Raw genomic sequence first — 25,246 nt, 5'->3', positions numbered from 1 at the left:
CGCAAACTGCACTTACTGAAAATTAAATGCTATACAGTGTCAGGAATCTAATTAACGGTAAATGTGCCATTCCCCTTAAGGATCAGAAAAGAACCCTGTTTCACATTTTTTCTGATACCGCTGAACTTGCTAAAACTGCCCGTCAGCACCATCTGTTCATACCGTGTGGAATCAGCAGATTCCCAGTCCATTCCGCAGGGAACACCTTGAGCCCTCACGCTGTCCGCCGTCATTTTAGAATCCAGGTTTGCCCGCTCTAGCCTTGCATAACTGATGCGCATACATCCGCCTGGGTCCTTTGCAACAAGATAAAATAGCTTTATTGGTTCCTTACTGTCGGGTAACTTAAGGTCAAACTGTTCCGTAATGGTATCGCCTGCCACTTTCCAGTCCGCGTGGCCTGTGGCAAAGTCTTTTTCAAAAAATATTTTGGAATTTGCGCTGTTAGTGCATGCTGATGCAACTAGGTACAATAGGAACATGCCTATCACTTTTTTAACTGTTTTCATATTTTTAGGTTATTAGCTGACACTAATTTAAAAAAAAAATCATTTTTATCTGCTTAAAACATAAAGAAAGTGATACTTGCTGGGATTGGCCCCTAAACTCAAAAAAATAAGCAAAATACTGAGGTCACTGACCTTTGTCAGTACATATTGAAATCAGCATTGCACCTCGAAAAGGTGACATAAGTGTCTTCGTCAAAAAACTGAAAATCTATATTTATTACAATCAAGTAAATAAGTGATTTCCGTATTTTTTTATCGTGTTTTACGGATTACGCAATAACCAAAATTTGCTTAGTAAACTATTAGAAGGCTCGTCTTAACAATTTCACTCACATCCTTAATAAATATGGTATTGAAAAAAATACAAAACATGCTCAAAACCTCGATTCGCCTGGACTTCATCAATAAGATCTGTCAGATGGTCTGTTATGTAACTGGTGCTATACTTTCCATTTTGCCGATTACAATGCACCAAAAACCAATCCCGTCGTTCCACCAAAAAAGCCCGTGAAAATATTTGCAGTATATTCTGCGGTTAGAGATTCATTGATGAACCTTAGCGCAATATCTATATATTAAGAAAATGCCTGATCCTTTTGATAATAGACCGTGCTGGTTTTTCTAAATCTACAATTCGATGTGATTCAGTGATATTACGGAGCTTTATATAATTTTCAAAACTAAAGTAGGTATTTTCATTGCCGTATTTTTCAAGACAAATCACATAATAATTGGTCTGAAAATCTTCGATTGCGTATTCCTCCTTATTGATAATATCTGCCCATTGATAAATTTTTTCAAGCAGGTCTCGTTTGAGCAGGTTTTCCAGCGGATCATTCAGATCCTGATCCTCCAATACCCTCAAACAGCAATCAATTCTTTCTAAATTCAGCATTAAATCGAATTCTCTTTTTTGCGGGAAATCTTTAAAAGAATAACCAAAATAACCCTCCGTAATGCAGCGTCTTTCGACCGGGTGCATTTTCAAATACTTGTATAACAATCCAGCCTCAATATCATTGATGCTAACTCTTATGCGAATATCATATAGAACTTCCATTACAAATATTTATACAAAAAACTTTCTTGCGATCGGTACGTCAGATAGCGAGCGTTTGACCGGCGGCGTTAAAAATTCTTATTGATACCCAAGACGATATGGAAAGGTATCAGCTTCTGCGTGTACAGGCTCTCACTGATATTATCGATAGAATACTTAGTTATGCTATTGGAATTCAGCAAATTATTCCCCTGCAGATAAATATCGCTATTGTATTTTTTCCACGTGTAGTTAAGCTTGATATCCCAAAAATGAGTTGGATCCTGACCTGTATTCCCAAATTTATAATATTCCATCGACGACTCGATCCTGAACATTGGACTTACCCTAAAATATACATTCGCGAAGGCTTTTTGATCCTGATAATTGTTTGAGTTTACATCCGAGACAATCTTATTGAAGGCGATCTCATAACCGAGTTCATAATTGAAAAATCCCATAAAACCTGATTTCATCTCGAAACCTGTTTTGAGGTTAGAAAACCGTGATTTGATCAGAGGCCCGCTATTGATGCTGTTTTCATATTCCGAATCCGAATAAGAACCTAAAAGACTTATTCTGGTCTTGATAAAATTCAGGTATTTGCGAAGTTCCAGGTTAGCGGAAAACGTGCTGTTATCTTTTACCAGGATCGCCTGACTGAACGTAAAAGTTGGATTCACGATCATATTATTTGAAAGGTAGCTGTCATTTTTTGAAAAATTAGCGTTAAAGGACAGATATTGCGAGCTGATCTGCCCAACGTTATAGCTCAAGTTAAAACTGTAGCTTGGTAGCATTGAAAACCCTACCTCACTCTTGTTAAAATTTCTGTTTCCCTGATAAATGTATCCAGTATAGACATCGTTGATGCCTACTGTTGAAAATTTTCTGGATGCGCTTAAACTGATATTTCCGGCCCTGCTGTTTTCATACCCGATACTGACGGTCGGAAACAGGTGAAATCCTGCCGTATTCTCGTCTCTGAGATCAGAGTAAATAAACTGACCCAGCATCGTAGCGCCATAACGCCACTTCTTGTTTTTCCGCAGGTATTTTCCCTGCGCATACAGGTTATTCTGCTCAAGCGACACATCATTACTAAAAGTCCGGTCATCGTAATTAACCTTATTGTTGTCCGCATCAAAAAGTGAAAGATCCGAAGATAACCGGTTCCTCCGATATTCATTTCCTGCCTGAATCTCAACCGATTCTTTTTCCGAATATTTTTTAAGGTAGGAAACCTTAACTCCACCAAAATTCATTTTTGAGCTTATGGTCTGCCGGGATTTTCTGACGTCCGGATTACCGGTGACTTTTTGGAATACATCATTATCATCAGTAAAATCATAAGGCCTATCCTGAAAAATATATCTTGCAACAGCAACTACAGCTTTGGAAGAGTCAATTTTCTTGGTATAGACGAATTTATTCTCAGTAGACAACAGCCTGTTGGTTCCTATCTGTTTATTCAGCTGTTCATTGAAGACAAAAATATTATCGTTGTTTTCTCTCAGGGATGATGTTTTACTGTAAAACTGAAAATTCGAATTATTCCTGAATTCCTTTGAAATTTCCAGTTTTCCGACCAGATTCGTGTTGTTCTGTTTCCAGGTCTTATCCTCAACGTTTGCGAAATTTTGTCCCGCATAGTTGAACCGGTAAAAACTGGAGATGTAATTTCTGTTCTCGATGTCGTTGAATACAGTGATGAATTTAATTTTCCAGTCATTCTTGAAGTTGTAGATATAATTCAGTGAACCAAGCTTATCATTGTTGAAGTTGGTACGCTTATCCTGAAAGATGCTGTTTTTTTGATGAAGATTCACAACCGACAGTATACCCACGTTCGTCCCCACATTCTCAACCTCATTCTCCGAAGCCGGATCTATCAGGTATTCAACGCCTTTCATTTCGTTCAGTCCGAGATTGTTCGCATTAAGAAGAAAATAGACCTTTCGTCTCTTGGTGAAATTCATCACGTTGACCTTCCCCTGTCTCATGTCCTCTTTGTAGCTTGTCGAAGCAAGCAGTAAATTCCCGAACCATTTTCCCTTCGCATCTTCTTTTAGTGTAAGATTAAGGGCGATACGGTTTGTATTTTCGATGTTCTTTAGCAGTTTATTCTTGGAGTAGTTCTCCAGCACCTGAACTTTTTCAAGGGGTTTGGAAGGCATATTCTGTGTAAGGGTCTGATAACCTTTTTCAAAGAGGTCATCATTTTCTATCATGACCCGCTCAACCTCCCTGTTCCTGAATTTTATTTTTCCGTCACTTTCAACCGTGATGCCGGGAAGTTTTTTTAGCAGTTCTTCCACATTACGTTCTGTTCCGTTGGAAAAACTCAGCACATTAAATTCAGTCGTATCTTTTTTTAGCCTGACCGGTGTGTTCCTGGTAATAACAACTTCTTTGATTTCCTTGATTTTATCCCTGCTAAGTTCGATAGCGTTAAGATCGATAACTGAGTTCTTTTTGATGAACGAGATCGGAATATTTTTCTTTTCATGCCCCGCCGCGGTAACCTGCAGGTTAAAGCTGCCATATTGATCCGTATTTAACGAAAAGCTTCCGTCCTTATTGCTAAAGACGAAAGCTATGATATTATCATGTGTATCCGTAAGAATGATACTGGCTCTAAGAAGCGGCTGCTTACTATCTGAAAGTACAGTTCCTGCAATCTTCGTTTGCGCGGAGATCTTAAGAATTAGTATAAAGGATAATAAACATAAATATTTCATTAAGGCTTCTTGGTGTCAGGTTCCCATTCAAAGTGGGTTTCCATTGACATCTCTCTGATGTTGGGCACTTCGTACTCGGTTCCTGCTGGCAATGCAGCGATAGATTTGTTCATATCGTCCTGCAAGATAACATTTTCCAATTCTATCATTTTTTTGAACGGCATAATGGGGTCAGTCGTTTTTTTCTCAAAAATTGCTAGAATTTTAGGTGGAAACTTATCCTGCGAATTTAATGAAATTGTTTTTGCAGTACCCCTTATAAAACCATCTTTATCCTGAAATTCCAGAATAACACCAGGTAGTCCCTTAAGTTTCCAAGGAAACACTTCGACATTTAGATCCTTGGTGAACCATACCGTATATTCTCTTCCCCTAAATTTAGCGATGGCCAGAAAGGCTTTGTAACCGAGAATATCCTTGGATTCCTTCGTGATTTTCCAGTCAAGGTTCTTCAGCTTTTCGGAAGCTAATTTCGGGAGCGGCTGTTTTTCCTTTTTCGGAACCATGTACACCCGCTGGTAGAGATTTTCATTGGAAAAATCATAGTCATAGACATGATACGGATTAATTGATGTAAAGTCAGTTTCTATTAATTTTTTATAACTGACAGATGGATCGCTGGCAAAGAAAAAATAAGAGTTTTTTTGATCACTTATGACAAACGATTTTAAATTACTCATATGCGCAAAAGTATAATCGTACTCCACGATAATTTTATCCTGAGCGCCAGCATATCCAAAAATGGCCAGCAATAAAAAAGTTAATACGTTTTTTAAGGCCATAAGTCAATGTATGGATCTAGTGTATGTACATAAGTGGTTGTAGTTGAACCTTCCAGCTGTCCCGAAGCACAGGGTGCCGCAACACGTGGACCTGCTACAGATCTAACATAATTACCTTGCTTATCCTCATATTGCGTGATGGTCTGCGTGAAACAGCCAACAAGCTTCTTCTTGTTAACTTTTTTCACTCCGGGAGCGGCATAAGTTAAGCCACTTAAACCTAGAACGGTCGCTGTTAAAATGATTCTTTTCATATTTTTTTATTTTAGATTAAGGACAGCTTGTTGCTTGGTTAGGATCTGAACCTGGGTTCCATCCACCTTCTGTTCTAACTTCGTAATACGTGGAGGTTGAACCTTCCGCCTGTCCCTGTCGGCAATTGACAGTATATTTTGGACTAGCCGAAGAATACAGATACTGTCCGCAGGTATTTTCAACGTTTACAATAACTTGGGCGTAGCAGTTTCCTTTGAACCACTGATCCTGATCAAGATCCTTTTCGATCTCAATGGTGTTGGCAAGAGCAAACGATGATGATCCTGCAATTAGGAATAAACCTAAAATGAGTTTTTTCATAAGATAAAATTTTTGTTGTTTATTGGTAATTATTCATATTCCTTACTCAGGTGAGTAATGATTCTACTTTTTTGAACCTGTTTTTCCTACAGATTTATAACTGATCTAAGCAGTTAAGGAAAACCTAGCCAATAGACAGCGAGCGGATGGATCTGATGGACATAGGTTGTTTGCGTAGAGCCTTCCAACTGCCCTTGTGCGCATTCAACTGACACTCTCGGTCCCACCGAAGAACTTACATAATTACCCTGAAGATCTTCATACTGTGTCACTGTCTGCGTAAAGCAACCGGCAAGTCGCTTTTCAGCAATAACTTTTTTTACAATAGGTGAAGAAGCATAAGATAAACCAGTAAACCCTAAAACGGTCACGGTCAAAATGAATTTTTTCATAGATTTTAATTTAATTATGGTTGGATTAGTTACAGCTTGATGGTGTTTGCAAGCACGTACGAAATTGTGCCTGACAGCGGGGATAATCCCAGGAAGAGTTTTTTCATAAGTTTTTAGTTATTTAATGGTAGTCAAATATATAAATTTTTATCACACAAAAATGATATTTTTAACTTATATTTAATATTTTATGTAATATTTTCTCCTAAAGACCGCCGATACGGCCTTTTATAAAATACTTACTTCACTAGTCTTGGATAAAATACAAGCTATTATTGTTCCCAATAAAACAATTTTCAATAAAACATTGTCTTCTGAAATAGAGAGTCTCCACTCTTAGCGCTTACAATTAAAAAAGCGAATAATTTTTATTAAATGGGCCTACGAATTAGGGCTGATTCTGAATAAGCACAGTGCTGCACTTTCAAAAGAAAAGGCAGGAAAATCGACATTGCAGTGGAAACAGACAGCTAAGAAATCGGCATGAATAATCGGTAACTAAAAATTTTAGGGGTATTTTATTGAGATGCATTGGCCATCACGATACGTTTTTATTATTTGAACAGGGCCATTTTCTGAATAATTCCATTCCCCGGTTCTCGTGCCGTTGATATAGTACCCGTCCTCCATCATGTTTCTGTTGAGGGTAATATCATAACGTTTTTCAATCCAATAGCCATTTTTTAAGTGATTTTTGCATAAGCCCTTTAGCTGGTAATCGCCCCATTTCTTATCAACTGACGGTGTGCTCAGGTAATCAAGGTACAGACCGTCTTTAACCTCATACTTTAAAATTCTATTAGCTGCCGGTGTCTTAAAATGGGTAGTGATTAGGCTTTGGTTGATCTCACTGTATCGTTGATATGTTTCTTCCGAATGTAATGCTTCATAAAGTAACAAACTACTATATTCTGCAGTCGACAAGTCATTAATGAGCAGAACAGCCTGATAATCTCCATCCTCGTAATTAACTTTTATATAAAAGCCCTTAAAATATGTGTCTCCAATAACCAGATCTTTATATTTATAAAATTGCAGTAAGGTATCATTAGATGAAACAAACAGATCCCACATAAAAGGTCTTTCTACATCTCTTTCCAGAGCGTGCCTCAATCTCTTTCGCAACTCAATGATACTATCCTGTGCTGTTATTATTTTTTGAATGGCATCTTTATCAATACCTCTCACTAAAGTTGAATCCGGCGCAGAAATTTTATTAGTATTGTTCCCTTTGTTTGTGAGAAAAAGGGAAAAAAATATGCAAGTAATAATAAAACGTAACATAAATTCCTCTTTACTATATCTATAAATACTTATCACGATAAATTGGTCGTCCCATATCCCTGCATTCTTTTGCACAGCATGAATTCCCCCTGATAACCTCCGCACTTGCTCTTCCAATAATTTCTTAAGACGGTGCTTGGAGTAATGAACACTTTGCTAAAATCGAGCTATCGTTCACACTATTCTGTTGCTTCTAACTTTGTTAGCCTTCTATATTCAACAGAGTACCGCGTTGCCTGCTTGGGATCATATTCAACTGTCACGTTTTCATCGTTTTTAAATTCTGCATTATCAGACCAGTTGTAAGATCCTGTTATGACTATTTGATTATCAATAACACAAAATTTATTGTGCATCAATCCACCTCTAACCCCTCTCTTTAACTTGACATTTGGGACAAGATCAATGTTAACACCGTGCTTTTTGTTGATCCCATCATCATAAATGGCAATTTTAACCTCTACGCCCTGCTTCTGCTTTTCCAAAATTTTCTGAAACAACACTTTATTTGTAAACCAAGCTATTACAAGTGTGATCGAAACTTCAGCACTATCCAGTGCATCCAGGATTCTATTTTGGATATCCTGGAAATGAGCTTGGTTTACAACTGGCGGCGCTTTGACAACGACGCCGCCCTGCACATGATATTCCCCATTAACAACGCTGATCCCATATTTTTCAGGGTGCAATATCTCTTGAATTTCTGGAATTAAACCTGTATTGTTTTTTATAAAGTCATTAAGCAGTTCCCTTAATGACTGACTGTCGTTAAGTTCCGCCAACCTCTTCTTGGCAAACTCTGTCCTTGACGGACGTTGATTATTGGGCTTTCCAATATCCGGCAGTCCCATTTCATCATAAATATCTCTAAATCCAAATTTATTAAAGAGACTGACAATTTCTCTACCTTTCTTGCCGTCAATTATATATGCTGTAAGTTTATCTATGGCATATGGTGTAATTTTCATTTTAATCAAAATAATTTTAAGATGGTCTATATTTTATTGTGCCGTTGCGGCAATAGTTATGCTTATAATGCAAGATAACAATTTACTATTTTAAAATCTGTATTCCCGAAATTTTTAAAACATGAAAGAAAATCCGGGCTTCCATTCACAAGTCGGATACAGATCCAACTAACTTTACCAGTGCTATCCTAAAAAATTTCTAAATGGGCCTCGCACTAGAAATCATACTGAGTATATCAAATAGCTATTACATCATCTGAAGAATAGGGGGAGCTGCTTTATCTGTTTTGCTGGCGTGTACCTTAAAGCAACGGGCTTTGTGCTACAAGTCCTCGTTCCTGCGGGCTTTCCACGTCAATCCCTCACGCGAAATCATTTTTTTTAATCGCTGTTTTCAGATAAACCTTAAGGTTCTTGCCATTCACGGCAAAGCACATTTCCTCCATCGCAAACCTTAAGCAAAAAAGAGCTTTTTATGCCTCCCATCATAGCAAATCGAAAGCTATCCATATCCGGTCCCACGGGCAAATACCTTTCAATTACCTATGAAATAACACTGCCTTTAAAAACGCTTGAGAATCTATTGGTTGTACAAAGATTTGGAAATCACTTTTTATCAAAAGAACAGTCGAAAAAGACATTCAAAGGTACATCGTGCAGCCAACCCACATTCCGCAAAAGACTACGGCATAAACACGTGCCGCCCCCCTATCCCATCCTTTATTCCGTTTCCTTTTGCCTTACAGCAATTGCCCGATTTACTGATTGACTTTCTTTTTTTTCCTGTTTTTTCTTTTGAAAAAAATGCTTCGGGGCCGAGGCTCAGCACGACAGGAAGAATGAAAAACTTAACAGGATTGTAGAACAACTAAAACAAAAAGTTATGAACATTTCAGGAAGACTGACACAAGATGCAACGGTCAGTAAAACAACAACAGGTAAGGAAGTGGTAAACTTCAGTGTAGCGGTAAATGAGGGCTACAAAAACAGACAAGGGGAATGGGTGGACAATACCGCATTTATCGAATGTGCCTACTGGCGAAGCGCAAAGCCAGTTTCTTGGCTCAAACAGGGGCTATATGTCGAACTAACGGGGCAGATCAGTGCAAGGGCGTGGACTGGAAAGGACGGCAACCTAAAAGCAGGGCTGAACTTCACAACCTCCTATATTAAACCCGCATGGGGTACAGCATCGGAAAAAGATTCCGTACAAGCTAGTAGAAAACAGGAACCTGTTAACACTGCCAAAGAGGACGAAAAAGACGACCTCCCATTCTAAGCAGGACAGCGCAAAATCAAATCATTTTAACCCTGTAATAAATAGAAATCATGGGACATAATTTAAATTTCAACAATAGAACAGGCAGATATTCCTTTTTCAGTGTTAAGGAAAAGGCTTGGCACGGCTTGGGGCAGATCGTGCAGGACTACCCGACCAGTGCCGAAGCAATCAGACACGCAGGACTGGACTACGAGGTGCAAAAAAGCCCTCTTTATACCAAAGGTTCGGGCATAGTGGAAATTTCTGACGGCATCGTTATACAGGACACTGAAATTGAAGTGCCAAACTATTTTGCCAATATCCGCACGGATAACAATACCGTACTCGGTGTAGTTGGTAGAGACTACCACATCGTTCAGAATAAAGATGCCTTTTCATTTTTTGATTCTATCGTAGGTGGTGGCAGTGGAATACTGTACGAAACCGCAGGGGCACTCGGACAGGGCGAACGCATATTCATTACCGCAAAACTTCCTAACTATATCCGCATAGGAAATTCAGACGATGTCATTGAAAAATACATCTTCCTGACCACAAGCCATGACGGAAGCGGAAGCATAACGGCTGCCTTCACTCCTATCCGTATCGTCTGTCAGAACACCCTGAACGCTTCCCTGAGAAATATGAGCAACGTTGTACGCATCAAACATACCGCAGGGGCTAAACAACGGCTCAATGATGCACATAAAGTCATGGGACTGGCGAATAATATGACCACGCAGATGGACGGTATTTTCAACTATTGGTCAACGATCAAAGTAAAGGACAGCGAGGTCAGAAAACTGATACAGCTCGCCTTATGCCCGAACAAGGAATCATATAACCTGCTCAAAAAAGGTGCGGAGGACGAACTCTCAACAATGTTTAAAAATACCGTGGATGATGCCTTCGCCTATGCCATGATGAACGACACACAGCAACTGGAAACGACCAAAGGAACGCTGTTCGGAGCATACAATGCCGTCACTGGCTATTTTCAGAATGTCCGCAATTACAAGGATGGAGAAGCGAAATTACAGAGCATTGTACTTGGTGGTACTGCACAGCTCAAATCACAGAAGGCGTTTGACCTCTGCACTTCATTTGAGAAGATAGGAACGGACATATTTCAGTTGAATTAAGCAAATCTTAACAGGTGGCAGAATTGAAAAAAACTGCCACCTACTTAAAACACTCGATCATGAAAGCATTAACAGAAATGAACAACACGGAAAGGGCGTTTGCGGTAGCAAGGCTTTTCCCCGATCACTTTGGAACTTTGACCGACTTTATAAAAACTGAAATAGCACACCTGCGGGAAAGAGCAGGATATCAGAAAAGCGTGGCCACCCAATTGCGTTGCAAGTGCAGATTATTGGTACAGGCTTGTAGAAAACGCTGAGCAGACAATCGAAAAATTCGGTGTTCTACTTTACAGAAACCCGAGGATTTTTGCAGACCAATTTTTCTATCAGGACAACTGCGTTTTTGGTATCCACTGCCTGATCAGACTGGCAGGTTCGCAGGACTTACCACCCATGCTGAGACTGGCAATAGAACTCTATTTCGGGGACGACAAGGTGGTCACCATCGACTTTAAAAAGAAACCTTAAAATTTAAAAAAATGAAAAACTTACAGCAGATGAACAATTTGGAGAGGGCGTATTTACTCGCAAACCTATTTCCCGATGAACTGCAAGGGCTGACCGAGTTCATGAAAAAGGAAGCCGATCTATTCACGGAAAATCGGGAGCAGGTCTATGCGCAGTGGACAGAAAAAAATATAGATGCTGACCTCTGGTTTAGGTTTATAGCAAATTTTCAGAACAGCTACAAAAGGAACGGTACAAGACTGTACAGAAATAAAAAAACGTTTAGGGATCAATTATTTGACGGCTACGATTCCCTGTTTACTTTACACGCTATCCTGCATTACACCGAGAAGAAAGAATGTAGCAGTGAATTAAAGTATGCTATATACATGCTGTTTGGAACAAGGAAACTTATTATAATCAACTTCAATACTTCGCCATGAAAAAATCAGCTAAAATGACGGATGTCATGCTTTTAAAAGCATTCAGCGAGAAAGGGCGGAATAATCACGAGGTAGCCATTATCCCCCTTTGGGGGGACTGGCTACAAAAGTCAGTGGAGACAACAGACCTGCTCGAACTGCTGAACGTGGAATCCTTTTCGGGCTACATCGCCCGAAAAGATCACGGCATTTCTTTCCTGCTGTGCAGGACAGCAAAAATACCATTCTACGAGCAGTGGCTCGATGGAAATGAAATTGCTTTCTTGGAAGCTCAGGAATGCGAAATAGAACAGCTATGCAGACATTTTGATTGCATCAAAAGTGACAGCCTTCGCGTACATCCGAACGGGATGGCAAATTATGAAGCATTTGAGGACATGAAATTCAGGACGGTTGATTTCGACCTCAGACTGATACAGGAAATACTAACCTCCAAAAATTAAACATCATGACACGATCAAACTTACATATCACCTTATCCAACGGCCAGCAGATTATCTGTGTTGCCGATAGCTCGAGCGCACCCGAACAGGGCTACATCGTAGAGCAATTATTCATTCCCCTGCTCAGCTTTAACAACAGTCATAGCGAAATTGAACTGCTTAAAAGACACTGTACAATGGACGAGAGACGTGCTAATGCAGATTACCGCTATTATATCAATTTGGTAGATAAAGAGGTAACCATGTTTGAGGAACATTTTAATTACACTTCGGAGAAGTTCAGAAAAGGGAAAGAAATAACGCAACGCTATACAAGCTACGTAGAAAATCTAAATGCCAAAGATCATGGATAATCAAACTGATACTGAACCGAAAGCATTACAGACTATTGCTGAAATGCTGATGCAGTTCGGACTTCTTCACGTTCTGAACATTCGCCAAGAAGACCGGAAACGACTGCACATGGTCAGGGAATGCCTTGAAAAAATAATCCATGACAACGGCTTCCGCATGAACTACGACAGGAATTTAAAAAACAATCTCATAAAACTTTAAAAAATGGAAACACTGGCTAAATATAAGTTCGCAGACTGGCTCTATAACAGGTTTGTCGAAAATTACAAAAATCAGAACATTACCGAAGCATTTACCTTCTTGGATATTCTTTCACGGTATCAGATGTTCGCAATGGAAGTGCGTAAACTTTCCGATCAGCGCAGGCATATCAAAGAACTATATCGGGATATTCAAAAGGCACTTAAAAATGGAACGGCACATAAACTATTTCTAACAGGCGAGGAAGGTGCAGCACAATTTAAAAGGGAAATGAAAGCCTATGAAAATTACCTGCGGGAACAGGGCTTTTCAGAATCCTATATCACAGAATGCGTAAGCGATAAAGCAATGAACTATTATGGAAACAGCTAATTTTTTCAGACAGATTGCGAAGATGGACATTAACAGCAAATTGACGCTATCCATTACAAAGGCAACAGAAAGCACGATACTCGTATCTATCTTGATTGAAAACGACAGTTGCGGGGACAAAGCGAAGAATATCATTCCCCCTTTTAACCTGAAAGGAAGCCCCGAAGAACTGGACAGTGGGTTCTTTGAACACATCAAAAAACCTGTTCAGATGGCAGACGGACTGATTTCAAATATGCAGAACTTTCTTAAAGGTCTGGAGACGGCTCAGGCGAGTTCCGCAATGGAAAAACAGAAATCAGACAAAGAAAAGGCTAAGGGCAAAAAATACGGCGAAGCAGTCCAAAAAGCCGATGCCCTCGCTAATGCAGGCAAATACAAGGAAGCTTGGTCTGCTCTGCCAAAAGTCGCGGACTATCCTGAGCATAAAGAAGAAATCAGAAAAAAACAGGACAGCTACGAAAAACAGTTTGTCCCCGATCTCTGGTCAGCTTCGGAGCCAAAAGCAGAAAAGCCCGAACAACAGGAGTTTAACCCTTAAAATACAATATTATGTTAGTAGCAACAACACTTCAGCGGGTATTTATCCTCAAAGAAAAAGAACAGGAGATCAGGCTTGATGATCCTGAACCGAAATGGAATCTACAGGCGGTACTCAATTTTTATTCGAGCAACTACCCTGCCCTGACAACAGCGAAAATTTCACGTCCGACAATCGTTGACGATATCGTAGAATATCGCTTCGAGACGGTAATCGGAACAAAAGGTTAATCCAAAATTCAAAACCCATGAACCATGCAACAAAAATATCCGCAGACGGTAAAACTTCCTACTCTCGAAAGCCAGTCACAACTGCACCGCCAATTGGGCGAGTTCACGAAATGGATGAAACGTCCAAAAGATGCAGGCGAACTCCGCAGGGACAGACGGCAGTCCGTACCACCTGCGATGTTACCAATGCCTTTTTGAAAGTGCAATTCTATTCTAGGTTGCAGGAGCCTGAAATTGGAGAAAAACACCACAGTACCAAATTGGAGAGGGAATTTTATCAGTCCCTCTCCATGATCTCCAAAAAACTGAATATTTCGGTACAGGATTGTAAAAGCCTTCCGTTTCCGTACAACGTTTCTGAGTCGCTCAAACATTTTAAAGAGCAACTTAAAATCCATACCAACGACTGGAAAGAAATTAGGTTGGTCAACGATGGAACAAGTACATTTTTTGCTCGGGAAGACAGATATAACACAGGTTCCACATTATACTATATCCCTGTGATTCCACTTTATACGATCTTACATAAAAGAAAGACAGTAAAATCCAGTAAATTATTGATCTCGGTTTATGCTTACATCTATCAGGTGCTTGCTGTACCCTATTATAGAAATGAAGACAGCTATCTGCACTCGATGTATGACATGCTTGAAAACTCCTATGCCGAAGAGGATGAGGAGGACGAGTTTAACGATGAAAGTTCATTGGAGTTCAGTGATGCCGAGCTGATCGGAGATTTTATCAAAGAGTTAATTACAGATAAAAAGCATCTGCTGTCTTTTCAGAAACTCCTTACCACCTTTAAACCAAAAAATAATTTTGAGAGCGATGTCCTTCGGATTGCCAGTTCTTTCTATGAAATTTATCAGACCTATCCAAATGTACGTATTGACCGCAAATACTTCCCCTTGCGATACAGGGAAATAACCGATGAATATGACCGTCCCATCACAATGGACAACTATGTTTCATTCTGCGCATCTATCACAGGAAATCTATTTGAAACACTCTGCGACTTCGTAAACAATGACCTGCAGGAATGTTCCGAAGTAGATGAACCAACACGATTTTTACCCTTCGACAACAGAAAAATTGAAAACAACAACTTCAATTTTGAAAACAAGGTTTTTGATTCCATCGACAGCCTTATCAGACTTTGGCAGGAACATAATTTTTAACAATTGAAATCATGGAAGATATTACAAACAGTTTTGGAACCTATTTTGAGCCAATATGCGCACTGGTATTTTTTCAGGGTAATAGCGGATATAATGAATCTTATGTCGAATACTTTGATATGGAAAATGGCGTGCCTGTAAATCCGCATCCCCTTTCAGTGATGGAAGGTCAAAGGCTTTCCACGGCATTGCAGGTCAATGAGGAAAATCTGAACCTCCTAAAATCGGACGGCATCCTGCAAAGCAACCTGCTCTCCTTTGATGCAACATCATCTACAATAGTCTGGTTTACAAAAGCAGGATTTCGGGAACTTTTCTTTGATAAGAACCTCGGTATAAAGTCAGGTAAAGCGCATATTCCTCCCTTGATATGGATCGCAGACCGACAGACACTACATCTGTATGCCCTTTCAACAAACAGAAAACCCATGCTGAACACCCCCCTCTATTATGCCCCATTTTTTAATGTCTATGAAAATGGATCGGTTTGCATGGGTACGGTAGATATTGCCACCACTGAAACAGGATCAGTCAATGAGCTGATGACCCTGTGGGAGAATTACTTTTTCAACAGTTACTTTTCCCATCTAATGTCTGACCATAATCCTGTTAACGGGAACTGCGTGATACTGTGGGAAAATCTTGTAGGTACTGGAAAAAATTTTCCGAATGACAAGCTCGTAAAAACAGCTAAAAAACTTAAAGACATTTTGTTATGAGAAAAGCGAAAACAAATATCCATTTTTTGGACAATTACCTGTTAAGCCCCACAAATCCGATACGTGTCCATGTCATCGGTGCAGGTGGCACAGGTTCAAAATTTATGACCGCCCTGATGGAAATCAATCATAGTTTACTAGAACTTGACCACCCTGGTTTGGATGTACATCTGTGGGATGATGATATTATTACTGCTTCCAATATCGGAAGGCAACGCTTTGCAGAATCTGAAAAAGACCTTTATAAATCTCAGGCGATCATCAACCGTCTCAACCGATGGGCAGGTACAAACTGGAAAGCAGAAACAAGAAAATTCCAGCGTGAAGATAATGGCAATCTGCCAATAGGCGCAGGGGCATCGATTTACATATCCTGTACAGATACCGTTACTTCACGGATCGAAATTGCTGAAATACTTAACAGTCTCGGTAAAGAATATGGTTTTCACAGGGACAAAGGACGTTATTGGTTAGACATGGGCAATACCAGATTTTCAGGACAGGGATTATTGTCCACGATCGGAAAGATAGAACAACCGACCTCAAAAAAATTTAAGACTTTTGAAAAACTGCCGTCAATCATTGAGGAGTATGGCGAAGTTATGCGAAACTCCGAGCAAAATGATGATACGCCAAGCTGTTCACTTGCTGAATCACTAGCCAGACAGGATCTTTTCATTAACAGTACCATTGCACAATTGGGGGCCTCCCTTCTTTGGAACCTGCTGAAAAATGGAATGACAGAAAATCGGGGCTTTTTTCTGAATCTCCAAAATTTTAAATCTCAACCTATCGCAGTCGGCAGTTGAAAAAACTGCCGGCGGCCAAAAGCCGTTGGCTTTTGGCGCAAAAATCGGCTGCAACGGCTTTCTCCATCTACTTATCCCCGCTTCGACAGCCGTTGCGGGTTATTTGTGGGATACACTGTATCCCAGTGGCTTCGCAGATAAGTCTTCTAATAATTTTAATCTTGAGACTCATCTGAATCGTTATTGTTACCTCGTTTTTCGAGCGGCGTAACATCATTTAAAACGTTAGGAATTCCCTGTTCCCTGTATTCGGAGTAGACACTGACCTGAATTACTTCTCTCGTATCTTTCCAAAGTATGACACTTAAAAAAGCTAATGACATCTGAACTTTAAGGTCTTGATCACCAGCTTCACTATCTAAACTCCATCTGTCTCTTGTGGAACGGTTTTCCGCTTTGTTGATATCTATGACCGAACCGTAAATCTTTAAATTTTCATTAATCAGTACAAGCTGTAATTCATCGATTTCATTCTGCTGCAATACCCTATGTTCTATAGCGGGCAAATCCTCTTTTCGCAAAATAAAAAACAGATCTTGGGCGCCAAACTCTGTTGCTGGTATAGCTATTACCTGATCTTTAAATCCACTACCGTCAATAATCTGCTGAACCTGATACTGTAGATTAACTCCAACAATCACCACGCCTGACTGTCCATTTATCAATTTTGTTAATCCCGTAATGAGATCTTCCGGTTTAAGCAAATATCTTTTTGTTCTTGCAATTGCAAAAGAGTTTGGTATATACTTCCTTATACTTTCTCTCACCAAGGCCGAGGCTAAAAATGAATCAGAGTTCATATGAGGGATATCGCCTTCGGTGAATGCGGATTTGGAAATCAACATCGTACTGCCCGAAACCGTTAGTTTTATTTTAGCTTTTTCGTGCTCTTCATCCGCTTCAATAAAGATCGGATTGTACTCTTCAAAAGCCTGTTGCAGAACAGCACTGGAAGCTTCATAAAAATGTTGGATCATCTGCGGTGAAAGCTCCGCCTGAAGTTTTTGCTGTCCAATTTTGTCGATTATATCTTGTCTTAATTTTACTAGAAATTCTCTCAATTCTTGCTCTTTGGCTTCATCTACCTCATAATTCAAAGTTCTAAGTAGCTCAGAATTCTGCAAAACATCATTTAAGCATTGCTCAAAGAAAGTCATCCGATCAAGCCAGTTACCCAGCTCTATTATTTCATCGGGTAAATTTGGTGCGACTATAGTCTCCCGATACCGCTGAGATTGACCTATGAAAAATTGCCTGATGAACAGGACTGCGATATAACAGCATATCCAATAACTCACCTGTCTTCTATTGCCGAGATTGTCAAGCTCGGGATAATAATATTTAAAGTCAATGGGTGCACCTATATTTTTGAATTCATTTCCGAAATACTCGAACCACTGGAATATATCAGTCATTGTTCTTGGCAATAAAACATATCTTGGTGGCTGTGCTTGCGTGTATTCTAAAAAATACTTCAATACTTCATATTTGCCACGATAAAGCATAAGGCCTCCCAGCGCATAATGAAATTCAAGAAACCGCTGGCGTTCAAGATTCCTTTGTTTAATGTCCTCCGAATTGCTGATCACTCCCCCAGGTTCAATGTTTGCGATTATTAATCTTAATCGGTGATCATAATACTGATGTGAATGAGCCCAGAACATTTTGACCAACTGTGGAAAATCACAGATCGTATAAATATTCCACCATAGTGTCCTATATGTGTCATCGGATATGATGATCTCCTCAAAATCTTCACCGAGAAGCCATACTCCACTGACAGCTCGATGCTCAATGCCCCGCAGTTTTCGGTTGTGAACCACTGTAGCTTCTTCATTGATCTTGTTGACCATAAAATAAAGATCAACGGGATATACCAAAGCTTCATTTTTCGGATGCTTCCTTCTGATATTTGCAAATGTTTTGTAATAAAACTGCAGCAGTGTTTCCTGCAGGTGCTCGTCCTGCTTTTCTACTGCATAATATGTGAGTTCATTGATAGCTTTTAGATAATATTGCCGCTTTTCATCATTTTCCGGAAGCTCATCATTTTTTCTGATAATGTGACTTAATAACGCTGTAGATTTTCCATTAAAAAGACTGACTTTCTCTAACCATTTAAAGAACTTGACAGTTAACACTATCGTAAAAGCAAAAACAACAAAATTTGCTGAATTATTGATAAACAAGTTATCCCAGCCGAAAGGCGGTTCCACTTTAAAAATTATAAACAAAAACGAAAAAAGGGTTGCGAAAAGAATGAGTTTAAATGTTGAGATTTTGAACTCCCTTCCTCTAATCGTAAAATTAAAAGGTTTTTGAGGATCTTCATAGTTGAATAAAGTTAAAAGATACTCGGATTGATATTTGTCGCCGATATTGGAGGTTTTATCCACAATTATGGGATATGCAATACCCAGGATCGCAATATCTATGGCTACACAAATTTCAACAATATTATCAATATTTATCATAAAATCTATTTGGTCTTTAATTGGCTTCTTGCTAAAAATGAAAATATTAAAATTAATCCAGATATTTAGAAGACTTTTACGGTTTTCCGCAAGGATTGAAATAATAAATTATCATGGATCGATGATGATACCGTCCTCATATTTATTTTTACGGATAAAGTCTGAAAATGATATTCCGTTTATTTCAGTAAATAGTGCGGAAAAATTTGTTCGGGAAGCAATCCCACATTCTTTCGCCAGCGTCGCACTGTTATATTTTCGGTACAGTGGATCGGTAATCAGTTTTTCAGTAATATAATTTATGCGCAATTCACTAAGATATCGATTGAAGCTTGCTCCCTTATGCTCGTTTATGACATTGGAGAGGTAATTGGAATTGACCTCAAACTTCTTTGCGACGGATTTCAGATCTATCTTTTGTTCAAGAAATTCCTTATTCACCTCAAACTCCGTTAGCTTGCTCAGAATTTCATCAACAACGTCCTGCCCTATTTCGGTTCTGCTATAATGGCGTATTCTAAAAGTACCGTCCTGAATCGGTATAGGAGAACTACTGCCAAAGTTAATACCAAACAGGCTGTTGTTTCCTGCGCCCTTCTTTCTTGACCTGATGCGCAAGACGACATAGAAGGCAATGAAAGCAGTAATAAAAATTGCCGTTATAATCAGCCAACCTCTCATTGATATCTGCCTTTCAAGCAGCGCTTTCTCCTGTAGAAGCCTTTTGGTATCATATTCTTTATGGATTTTAGAGGAGAGGTAAATAAAATCCTTTTCTAATACCTTATCAACTTTAATAAGCTGGGTAGTATAATACAAAGCTTTACTCGCGTCATTTTTCTCTTTATAATAAACGATAAGGTCTTCATAAACATCCCTTACTTCGGGCAGCACGAAAGAATGACGGTTAAAGATCGAATCAATTTTATCAAAATTCTTAATACCCTCTTCGGCGTGCCCCAACTTCCATTGAGCCTTTCCCAGATAAGCATAAGATACCGTCAACCATGAAAAGTCATTGATTGCTATCAGGTTCTGCAATGAATTTTGGAGAGATCGGATTGCGCCGTCAAAATCACCTTTCCGATACCTGTTTATCCCCTCTTCCTTTAAAAAATAACTGTGTTCCTGTTTATAATCACTGTTCTTCCATGTATTTCCCAGCCCCATAGCAACTAGCGAATCGGCCTTTTTAAAATCATGCAGGTTCCGATAACACACCGCCATCTGGTGTAAGGTATTGTTATATCCGCGCTGGTTTCCATACATGAGGTTCGGGTGCAGGTCTTTCTTGGTTTCATTTTCAAAAAATTGCCGTGCTTCCTCGAAATCACTCAGCGCATCGGCATAATATCCGATATAACTTTTTACAACACCGATATGGTAATTGATCTTATTGCGGTAATATGGATCTTTTCTGCTCTTGTTTTTTTCAAATGCTTTTAAATATTCATTCAGTGCAAGCTTATATTTTTTTAGATAGAAGTAGTAAACAACTCCCTTACTCAGATAGGCACTGCTAAGAAGGCTGTCATTCTTCTTTTTTACAGCAACGGATATTGCACTATCTGCATATTTTAATTTTAGTGCGGGATCAGGTGAATAGTACCTGGCGTCAGTGTAACCCAGGTACAATTGCATCTGGTTTTCTTTGGCTTTTGCCATTCTGATCAGCTTTTGAACCAGCGGTAAAGCCGTTGAATCATTTTCTGCCCTGCTTTCATATTGTCTTTGGATCAGATAAAATTCGCTCAGTTTTTCCTTTTGTGCAAACAACGATTCACACAGAAAAAGGAATATGATTGACAAAAAACGAAAAGGCAGGTGGTTCATGGCTAAGTATTACCATAAAATTAAGAAAAAATACAATATACTACATAAATCACCGCACAGATTGTTGGCACACCATCTACTTCATTTATTTAATACTGATTATCAAATACTTACAAACCTATAAATAATAAATTATATCACCGTCCGAGGATTCTAATACACGTCCGACCTTGCTAATACACTATTAAAAAGATCGCAAAGCAAAAATTTTCTAGGGTTGTAATAGTTCATTTTCTTTCAGTTCGTTACACTTCGGGAAACCACTATTAATAGACTGTCCGTGTATGTCCTAAGACCACAAACTGTTTCAAACTAGCGCGAAGACTGATAATTTGGTCACCAGAATTCAACACGTCTCGGCCGAGATAATCCTAAAAATTTTAACATGAAAAAAAAGACGATTATCTCAATATCGATAATCCTTTTCTCCCTTTGCTTGACGGAATCGTGCAGACAGGACGAAATGGATATGGCACCGGAAAATACCAGCCTGGTGCAAAAAGGAAAACAGAAAACGACGTATCAAAAAACAGAGAATGATACGGTGAAAACAGCATCTAATTTACAGTTCGACGATAGCGGCGTCGAGATAGCAGATCCGCCTCCAAAAGATAAGGATCAGTGGAGACACTAACCTGTCCGTGCGATTTAATACGCTGTCCGTGTCCCTTCTGATACAACAAGTTCTTGGAATTGACCGAAAAGGCACTCTAAATTTGATGAAATAAAAATTTTGAAAACAGATTTTTGAATTGTCAAATAAAGCCTGCCTTCGAAAAATTTATAACAACCACCAAACTATCACATCATGAGAATTAAGAACATCATTTCCGAACTGATCATTTTTATCCTCATCTTATTATGGGCATATACATTCGCCAGTAAAATCTTTGATTTCGACACATTCAATAGGCAGATTAAGGGTGCTTATCTGTTATCTGCAGGAGGATTTGCCTTACCTTATATTTTACAGGCTGTACACCTCGCGATTGTTATATTACTGATCAAGAAGAACTGGAGAGGCTTAGGACTATTAGCTTCCATTTCCGTCATAATCATCTATACGGCATACCTTATTTACATTTTAAAATTTGCACCTAGCATTCCATGCTCATGTATAGCCGTATTCCACGGTATGAACTGGAACGACCAGCTTTATTTTAATTTCATTGCACTGGCAATTAATAGCATTGGTCTGATCACTTTTTCATCGCTAAAGCGAGCCCCACACGATAGTGTTCAGACCACTTATAGCTAAAAAACTAATAACCAAACAGGGGTAGCCAAAAACCTGAACAAAGAGTAGGCGAAAAACTAACCAAAGTTTAGCTTTTTGATTTAAAAAGCACCAACATCATGAAAAATTTAAGAATTACACTAGGAGTTGCAGCAATTGCAATCGGAAGTTTCGCAGCTTTCTCTTTTGCTCCGGCAAAAGTTGATTCAAAAGTAGCTTTATTAGAATTTTACGTGAATCCAGATGGCTCACGAGGAACGCAAGTTAGTGGTAAAAATCAGTGTAATGAGGCTACCCCGACTTTGTGTTCACAAGAATACAATACATCAACTGGGCAACCAACAAATGATCCAAACAAAATGCATTACGGCATACGTATAACCAACTAAGAATAAGCCAGCCATATAAAAAATTTAAATGGCTGGCTTTTTTTATAATTTAATTGCTTATAATAAATTCTCAATAAATCTAACAAATTCCTTCGTACTAGATCGTGGTTCCGGAGGTGCAGATGTTATTCTTCCCTCTTTATCAACTACAATTAATCTTGGATAAGCATAAATATTTAGATATTTCATCATCGGATGATCCTTGCTCTGACCTTCAGTAAAGAGTTGTAAAGAATTTATACTTGAATACTTTCCAATTCCATCCAACCATAATTTCTTTTTATCGATTCCAATGGAGATAAATTGTACATTTCGGCCATGCATTTCCTTTTCAATCGATTCCAAAGCAGGTACCATCAGCTTACAGCCGCCACATCCATTGTACCAAAAATCAATTACGAGCACTTTGCCTCTAAAATCCTTTAAATTGTGTAAGGTTCCCGTAGAATCAGGCAATGTAAATTCGTAGAATGGTTTGCCTTGCGCTAACTTTTTTTCAGTTTCTTCATATAATTTTACAATAGTAGAATAATTTGGATTGTTGAAATCCGCGTTTTCACTATAAAATTTATAAAGATTTGTTGTAGTTGAATCAAAACCACTTTTAATTGCTGCTATTACATGTTTTGACAAAAGGAAATCTTTTATTTCCGGATACTTTATGAGATTCTTCTCTAAAATTTTCGCATATTCAAGTCTATTCACTATTTCGAAATCATCACCTCCAACGTTGTATGGGTTTTTAAATTCTGACAATATTAAATAAGATCCAATCATTCCACCATATTTAACCATATTTTTTTTAAAAAATATATGCATCCGATTTTTACTAATAATATACTTATTAAATAAAGTTCGAACGGAATCACTATCACTTCTTTTGCTCGATCTAAATGTCGGCCCCATCACTAATGAATATAGTTGTGCTTTTAACAAATCTTTATTATTATTTGGAACAGTATTATTTTTAGCAAGAATAGAATCAATCGCACTTAATTTTTTATCTGTCGTTTTATATTGATAAGTTAAGCTTTGCAGGTGAAATTCAGGATCAGATTTATAGATTTCAAATAATTTGAAAAAACATCTTTGTACTAATTTAAGCTTCTCACTTCCTTTACCACTAATTTTAATTTTGGTTATACCCCATCCGAAAAATCCGACATCTTGGAAAGACGGTAAATCAAAGACGAGGTTGTCATTAGGCTCAACCAAAACTGCATAATCTCCAGGAAAGGTTACATACTTATTATTTATTATTAAATAAACATAGCTCGTATTTTTTAAGTCGAACGAAAATCGACACTTTCCATTCTTTATTAAAACCGTATCGCGATAACTTTTAGATTCTAAAGGTAACATAGGGTTCTCGATAAAGATTGTCGCTTTAAGTTCTGTGGTATCTTTTTGAGGGATATTGATTTGAATGCTTGTACTAGCTTGCGAAAAAGCAAAACTTGAATAAAGTACATATATCATTGTAAAAATAAAATTTTTCATATTTAGTATTTATTTTGTTCAATGTGATTAAAGTTGATCACATATGAAGGAATAGGCAAGACATAACGAGGATCGTTAGCTGGCAGTTCATATGTATTTTCACCAATAGAACGTTTTAAAGTTTGCTGAAAATGACCATCTCGATTCAATCTTTTAAGATCCTGCCACCTTAAACCTCTTGTTACAAGTTCTTTTCTTCTTTCTTTCAAGATCAGATCCAATGCTTCAGCGTTACTATTGGCAGCAAATTGAACAAACTGATCTTTCTTATATCTATTGAGAGCTAACTGGTTAAGATATCTCAATGCTTTATCTTTATTGCCTAATCTTGCTTCTGTTTCCGCAAGAATTAACAAAACTTCACCTGTTGTGGTGCCAGTAAAGAGAGTATTAAGAAAGTGGCCCTTGAAAGTTACTTTATTGTCCTGTTCAGTTTTAAAATAAAGAAATTTCCTTAAATCACTATTATCGTATTGGTTGTATAACATCTCGTTAATCCTTCCTGTTGTGGGATTGTTTGAAACTTTCACCATCGCCGCGCGAACATGAATCTCTTTAGATTGGATATTTAACGGACGTGACGCAGAAATGTTTATTATTTGATTAAAGTCTTGCACAAATGAGTTGTATTTTAAAGCAGAATCAGCTGATTTTTTAGCATCTTCATAATTATCCATAAATAATTGCGTTCTGGCCAAAAGTGCAAATGATCCGGCCTTGGATACGCGAGAGTAATCTTTCTGATTAGCTGGTAGATTTCTTACGGATTCTTGCAAATCCGAGATAATTCTTTGATAGGTTTCTTCAACAGATGCACGTTTTATAGCCTCTTCAATATCATCATCTAACTTCAGAGGAATTCCCAAATCTGAGTTTGCTGATCTTTTATCATAGTACTTGCTAAAAGTCATAACCAAGTTTAAAAATTGCTTGGAACGATGATATAGAGCAGTTCCATAGATTCTATTATAATCCCCTTTGTTGTTTTCGTTTATTGTTATGGAATGTAGTTTTTTCAAAACTACATTGCAAATTTGAATTTGATTGTAAGCACATTTCCATTCGTTCATTTGCATTGGAAGTAAGTTTTCCATGTCGACCCCGTTCTGCCATGTAATTAAATCACGATCAAAACCATAAAACAATTGATTAAATTGCTGTGGCGTGAATTCATAATCATCGCAAGCTGTTTCAACAGACCCCCGACCGTCATATTGGAAAACGTCCGCGTTAAGGAGTAAATCTAAGTCATTTATAGTAGTTGGTACAATCAACTTGATGTCCTGTTTTTCTTCTAACCATTTATCTGAACAACTAGTCCAGAAACAACATAACCATATTGAGGTTAGAGTAATAATTAACTTTCTCATTTTATTGGT

29 protein-coding genes are annotated in these 25,246 nt (G+C 38.4%); 16 read left to right on the top strand and 13 right to left on the bottom strand.

Annotated features, from left to right (window positions below; all coding sequences use genetic code 11):
- Nucleotides 1-47: 47 nt before the first annotated feature.
- The 9 genes from M030_RS0118645 to M030_RS0118605 all read right to left on the bottom strand — a co-directional run bounded on the left by M030_RS0118645 (nt 48) and on the right by M030_RS0118605 (nt 8,291).
- Nucleotides 48-509: a hypothetical protein gene (locus tag M030_RS0118645; protein ID WP_027374884.1), complete on the bottom strand. Its 462-nt coding sequence runs from the start codon at nt 507-509 to the stop codon at nt 48-50.
- A gap of 568 nt (nt 510-1,077) precedes the next feature.
- Nucleotides 1,078-1,569: a hypothetical protein gene (locus M030_RS0118640; RefSeq protein ID WP_155860287.1), complete on the bottom strand. Its 492-nt coding sequence runs from the start codon at nt 1,567-1,569 to the stop codon at nt 1,078-1,080.
- 68 nt (nt 1,570-1,637) lie between these two features.
- Nucleotides 1,638-4,289, bottom strand: coding sequence for a TonB-dependent receptor (locus tag M030_RS0118635; RefSeq protein WP_027374882.1), 2,652 nt, complete (start codon nt 4,287-4,289; stop codon nt 1,638-1,640).
- Nucleotides 4,289-5,071: a GLPGLI family protein gene (locus M030_RS25060; RefSeq protein WP_027374881.1), complete on the bottom strand. Its 783-nt coding sequence runs from the start codon at nt 5,069-5,071 to the stop codon at nt 4,289-4,291. Before M030_RS25060 ends, M030_RS0118635 begins: the two co-directional genes overlap by 1 nt.
- Entirely contained in the window at nt 5,062-5,325 is a 264-nt protein-coding gene (locus M030_RS0118625; protein WP_027374880.1) for a hypothetical protein, read from the bottom strand. Before M030_RS0118625 ends, M030_RS25060 begins: the two co-directional genes overlap by 10 nt.
- Before the next feature lie 16 nt (nt 5,326-5,341).
- Nucleotides 5,342-5,647 carry a hypothetical protein gene (locus M030_RS0118620; protein WP_027374879.1) on the bottom strand — a complete coding sequence of 102 codons (306 nt, stop codon included), beginning with the start codon at nt 5,645-5,647 and terminating at the stop codon, nt 5,342-5,344.
- 113 nt (nt 5,648-5,760) lie between these two features.
- The gene (locus tag M030_RS0118615) at nt 5,761-6,039 is read right to left on the bottom strand and encodes a hypothetical protein (protein ID WP_027374878.1); all 279 of its coding nucleotides are present in this window, start codon (nt 6,037-6,039) and stop codon (nt 5,761-5,763) included.
- 507 nt (nt 6,040-6,546) lie between these two features.
- Entirely contained in the window at nt 6,547-7,323 is a 777-nt protein-coding gene (locus tag M030_RS0118610) for a hypothetical protein (RefSeq protein ID WP_155860286.1), read from the bottom strand.
- 179 nt (nt 7,324-7,502) lie between these two features.
- The gene (locus M030_RS0118605) at nt 7,503-8,291 is read right to left on the bottom strand and encodes a phospholipase D-like domain-containing protein (RefSeq protein WP_027374876.1); all 789 of its coding nucleotides are present in this window, start codon (nt 8,289-8,291) and stop codon (nt 7,503-7,505) included.
- A gap of 883 nt (nt 8,292-9,174) precedes the next feature.
- Between M030_RS0118605 and M030_RS0118590 the strand changes: the two genes are divergently transcribed.
- The 13 genes from M030_RS0118590 (at nt 9,175) to M030_RS0118535 (ending at nt 16,434) form a co-directional block, all read left to right on the top strand.
- Nucleotides 9,175-9,570: a single-stranded DNA-binding protein gene (locus tag M030_RS0118590; protein ID WP_027374874.1), complete on the top strand. Its 396-nt coding sequence runs from the start codon at nt 9,175-9,177 to the stop codon at nt 9,568-9,570.
- Nucleotides 9,571-9,620: 50 nt separating this feature from the next.
- Nucleotides 9,621-10,694 (top strand): DUF932 domain-containing protein, encoded by a 1,074-nt coding sequence (locus tag M030_RS0118585; protein WP_027374873.1) that lies wholly within the window; start codon nt 9,621-9,623, stop codon nt 10,692-10,694.
- A 77-nt stretch (nt 10,695-10,771) separates the two neighbouring features.
- Entirely contained in the window at nt 10,772-10,954 is a 183-nt protein-coding gene (locus M030_RS25640) for a hypothetical protein (RefSeq protein ID WP_155860285.1), read from the top strand.
- Between the two features lie 222 nt (nt 10,955-11,176).
- Complete coding sequence (locus M030_RS0118580) at nt 11,177-11,587, top strand: hypothetical protein (protein WP_027374872.1); 411 nt, start codon at nt 11,177-11,179, stop codon at nt 11,585-11,587.
- A gap of 113 nt (nt 11,588-11,700) precedes the next feature.
- Nucleotides 11,701-12,030 (top strand): hypothetical protein, encoded by a 330-nt coding sequence (locus tag M030_RS0118575; RefSeq protein ID WP_155860284.1) that lies wholly within the window; start codon nt 11,701-11,703, stop codon nt 12,028-12,030.
- A gap of 5 nt (nt 12,031-12,035) precedes the next feature.
- Nucleotides 12,036-12,383, top strand: coding sequence for a hypothetical protein (locus M030_RS0118570; protein WP_027374870.1), 348 nt, complete (start codon nt 12,036-12,038; stop codon nt 12,381-12,383).
- Complete coding sequence (locus tag M030_RS0118565) at nt 12,376-12,585, top strand: hypothetical protein (RefSeq protein ID WP_027374869.1); 210 nt, start codon at nt 12,376-12,378, stop codon at nt 12,583-12,585. Before M030_RS0118570 ends, M030_RS0118565 begins: the two co-directional genes overlap by 8 nt.
- A 3-nt stretch (nt 12,586-12,588) precedes the next feature.
- The gene (locus M030_RS0118560; RefSeq protein ID WP_027374868.1) at nt 12,589-12,957 is read left to right on the top strand and encodes a hypothetical protein; all 369 of its coding nucleotides are present in this window, start codon (nt 12,589-12,591) and stop codon (nt 12,955-12,957) included.
- Nucleotides 12,944-13,498 carry a PRTRC system protein E gene (locus M030_RS0118555; protein WP_027374867.1) on the top strand — a complete coding sequence of 185 codons (555 nt, stop codon included), beginning with the start codon at nt 12,944-12,946 and terminating at the stop codon, nt 13,496-13,498. The genes M030_RS0118560 and M030_RS0118555 overlap by 14 nt, the downstream gene beginning before the upstream one ends.
- A gap of 11 nt (nt 13,499-13,509) precedes the next feature.
- On the top strand, nt 13,510-13,728 hold the full coding sequence (locus M030_RS0118550) for a PRTRC system protein C (protein WP_027374866.1): 219 nt from the start codon (nt 13,510-13,512) through the stop codon (nt 13,726-13,728).
- 17 nt (nt 13,729-13,745) lie between these two features.
- Nucleotides 13,746-14,906 (top strand): hypothetical protein, encoded by a 1,161-nt coding sequence (locus tag M030_RS0118545; protein WP_155860283.1) that lies wholly within the window; start codon nt 13,746-13,748, stop codon nt 14,904-14,906.
- Nucleotides 14,907-14,917: 11 nt separating this feature from the next.
- Nucleotides 14,918-15,625: a PRTRC system protein B gene (locus tag M030_RS0118540; protein WP_027374864.1), complete on the top strand. Its 708-nt coding sequence runs from the start codon at nt 14,918-14,920 to the stop codon at nt 15,623-15,625.
- A complete protein-coding gene (locus tag M030_RS0118535; RefSeq protein WP_027374863.1) occupies nt 15,622-16,434 on the top strand; it encodes a PRTRC system ThiF family protein in 813 nt (270 codons plus the stop codon). Before M030_RS0118540 ends, M030_RS0118535 begins: the two co-directional genes overlap by 4 nt.
- A 155-nt stretch (nt 16,435-16,589) precedes the next feature.
- On the opposite strand, the gene M030_RS0118530 is transcribed toward M030_RS0118535, so the two are convergent.
- Complete coding sequence (locus M030_RS0118530; protein WP_027374862.1) at nt 16,590-18,908, bottom strand: hypothetical protein; 2,319 nt, start codon at nt 18,906-18,908, stop codon at nt 16,590-16,592.
- A gap of 111 nt (nt 18,909-19,019) precedes the next feature.
- Nucleotides 19,020-20,684: a helix-turn-helix domain-containing protein gene (locus M030_RS0118525; RefSeq protein WP_051585172.1), complete on the bottom strand. Its 1,665-nt coding sequence runs from the start codon at nt 20,682-20,684 to the stop codon at nt 19,020-19,022.
- Nucleotides 20,685-21,126: 442 nt separating this feature from the next.
- Here M030_RS0118525 and M030_RS25635 point away from each other — a divergent pair, with 442 nt between their 5' ends.
- From M030_RS25635 to M030_RS0118510, 3 genes are all read left to right on the top strand, one after another.
- Nucleotides 21,127-21,375: a hypothetical protein gene (locus M030_RS25635; protein WP_155860282.1), complete on the top strand. Its 249-nt coding sequence runs from the start codon at nt 21,127-21,129 to the stop codon at nt 21,373-21,375.
- Nucleotides 21,376-21,549: 174 nt separating this feature from the next.
- Nucleotides 21,550-21,999, top strand: a complete 450-nt coding sequence (locus M030_RS0118515) for a MauE/DoxX family redox-associated membrane protein (protein ID WP_027374860.1) — start codon at nt 21,550-21,552, stop codon at nt 21,997-21,999.
- A gap of 98 nt (nt 22,000-22,097) precedes the next feature.
- Nucleotides 22,098-22,367 (top strand): hypothetical protein, encoded by a 270-nt coding sequence (locus M030_RS0118510; RefSeq protein WP_027374859.1) that lies wholly within the window; start codon nt 22,098-22,100, stop codon nt 22,365-22,367.
- Between the two features lie 57 nt (nt 22,368-22,424).
- Here M030_RS0118510 and M030_RS0118505 read toward each other — a convergent pair whose 3' ends face one another.
- Nucleotides 22,425-23,867 (bottom strand): TlpA family protein disulfide reductase, encoded by a 1,443-nt coding sequence (locus M030_RS0118505; RefSeq protein WP_027374858.1) that lies wholly within the window; start codon nt 23,865-23,867, stop codon nt 22,425-22,427.
- Nucleotides 23,868-23,869: 2 nt separating this feature from the next.
- A complete protein-coding gene (locus tag M030_RS0118500) occupies nt 23,870-25,237 on the bottom strand; it encodes a RagB/SusD family nutrient uptake outer membrane protein (protein ID WP_027374857.1) in 1,368 nt (455 codons plus the stop codon).
- Nucleotides 25,238-25,246: the final 9 nt, after the last annotated feature.

Origin of the sequence: Chryseobacterium sp. UNC8MFCol (assembly GCF_000482305.1) — a bacterium.
Lineage (GTDB): Bacteria > Bacteroidota > Bacteroidia > Flavobacteriales > Weeksellaceae > Chryseobacterium > Chryseobacterium indologenes.
Note: the sequence above shows the minus strand (reverse complement) of the source record. Positions and strands in the feature narration are given on the sequence as shown.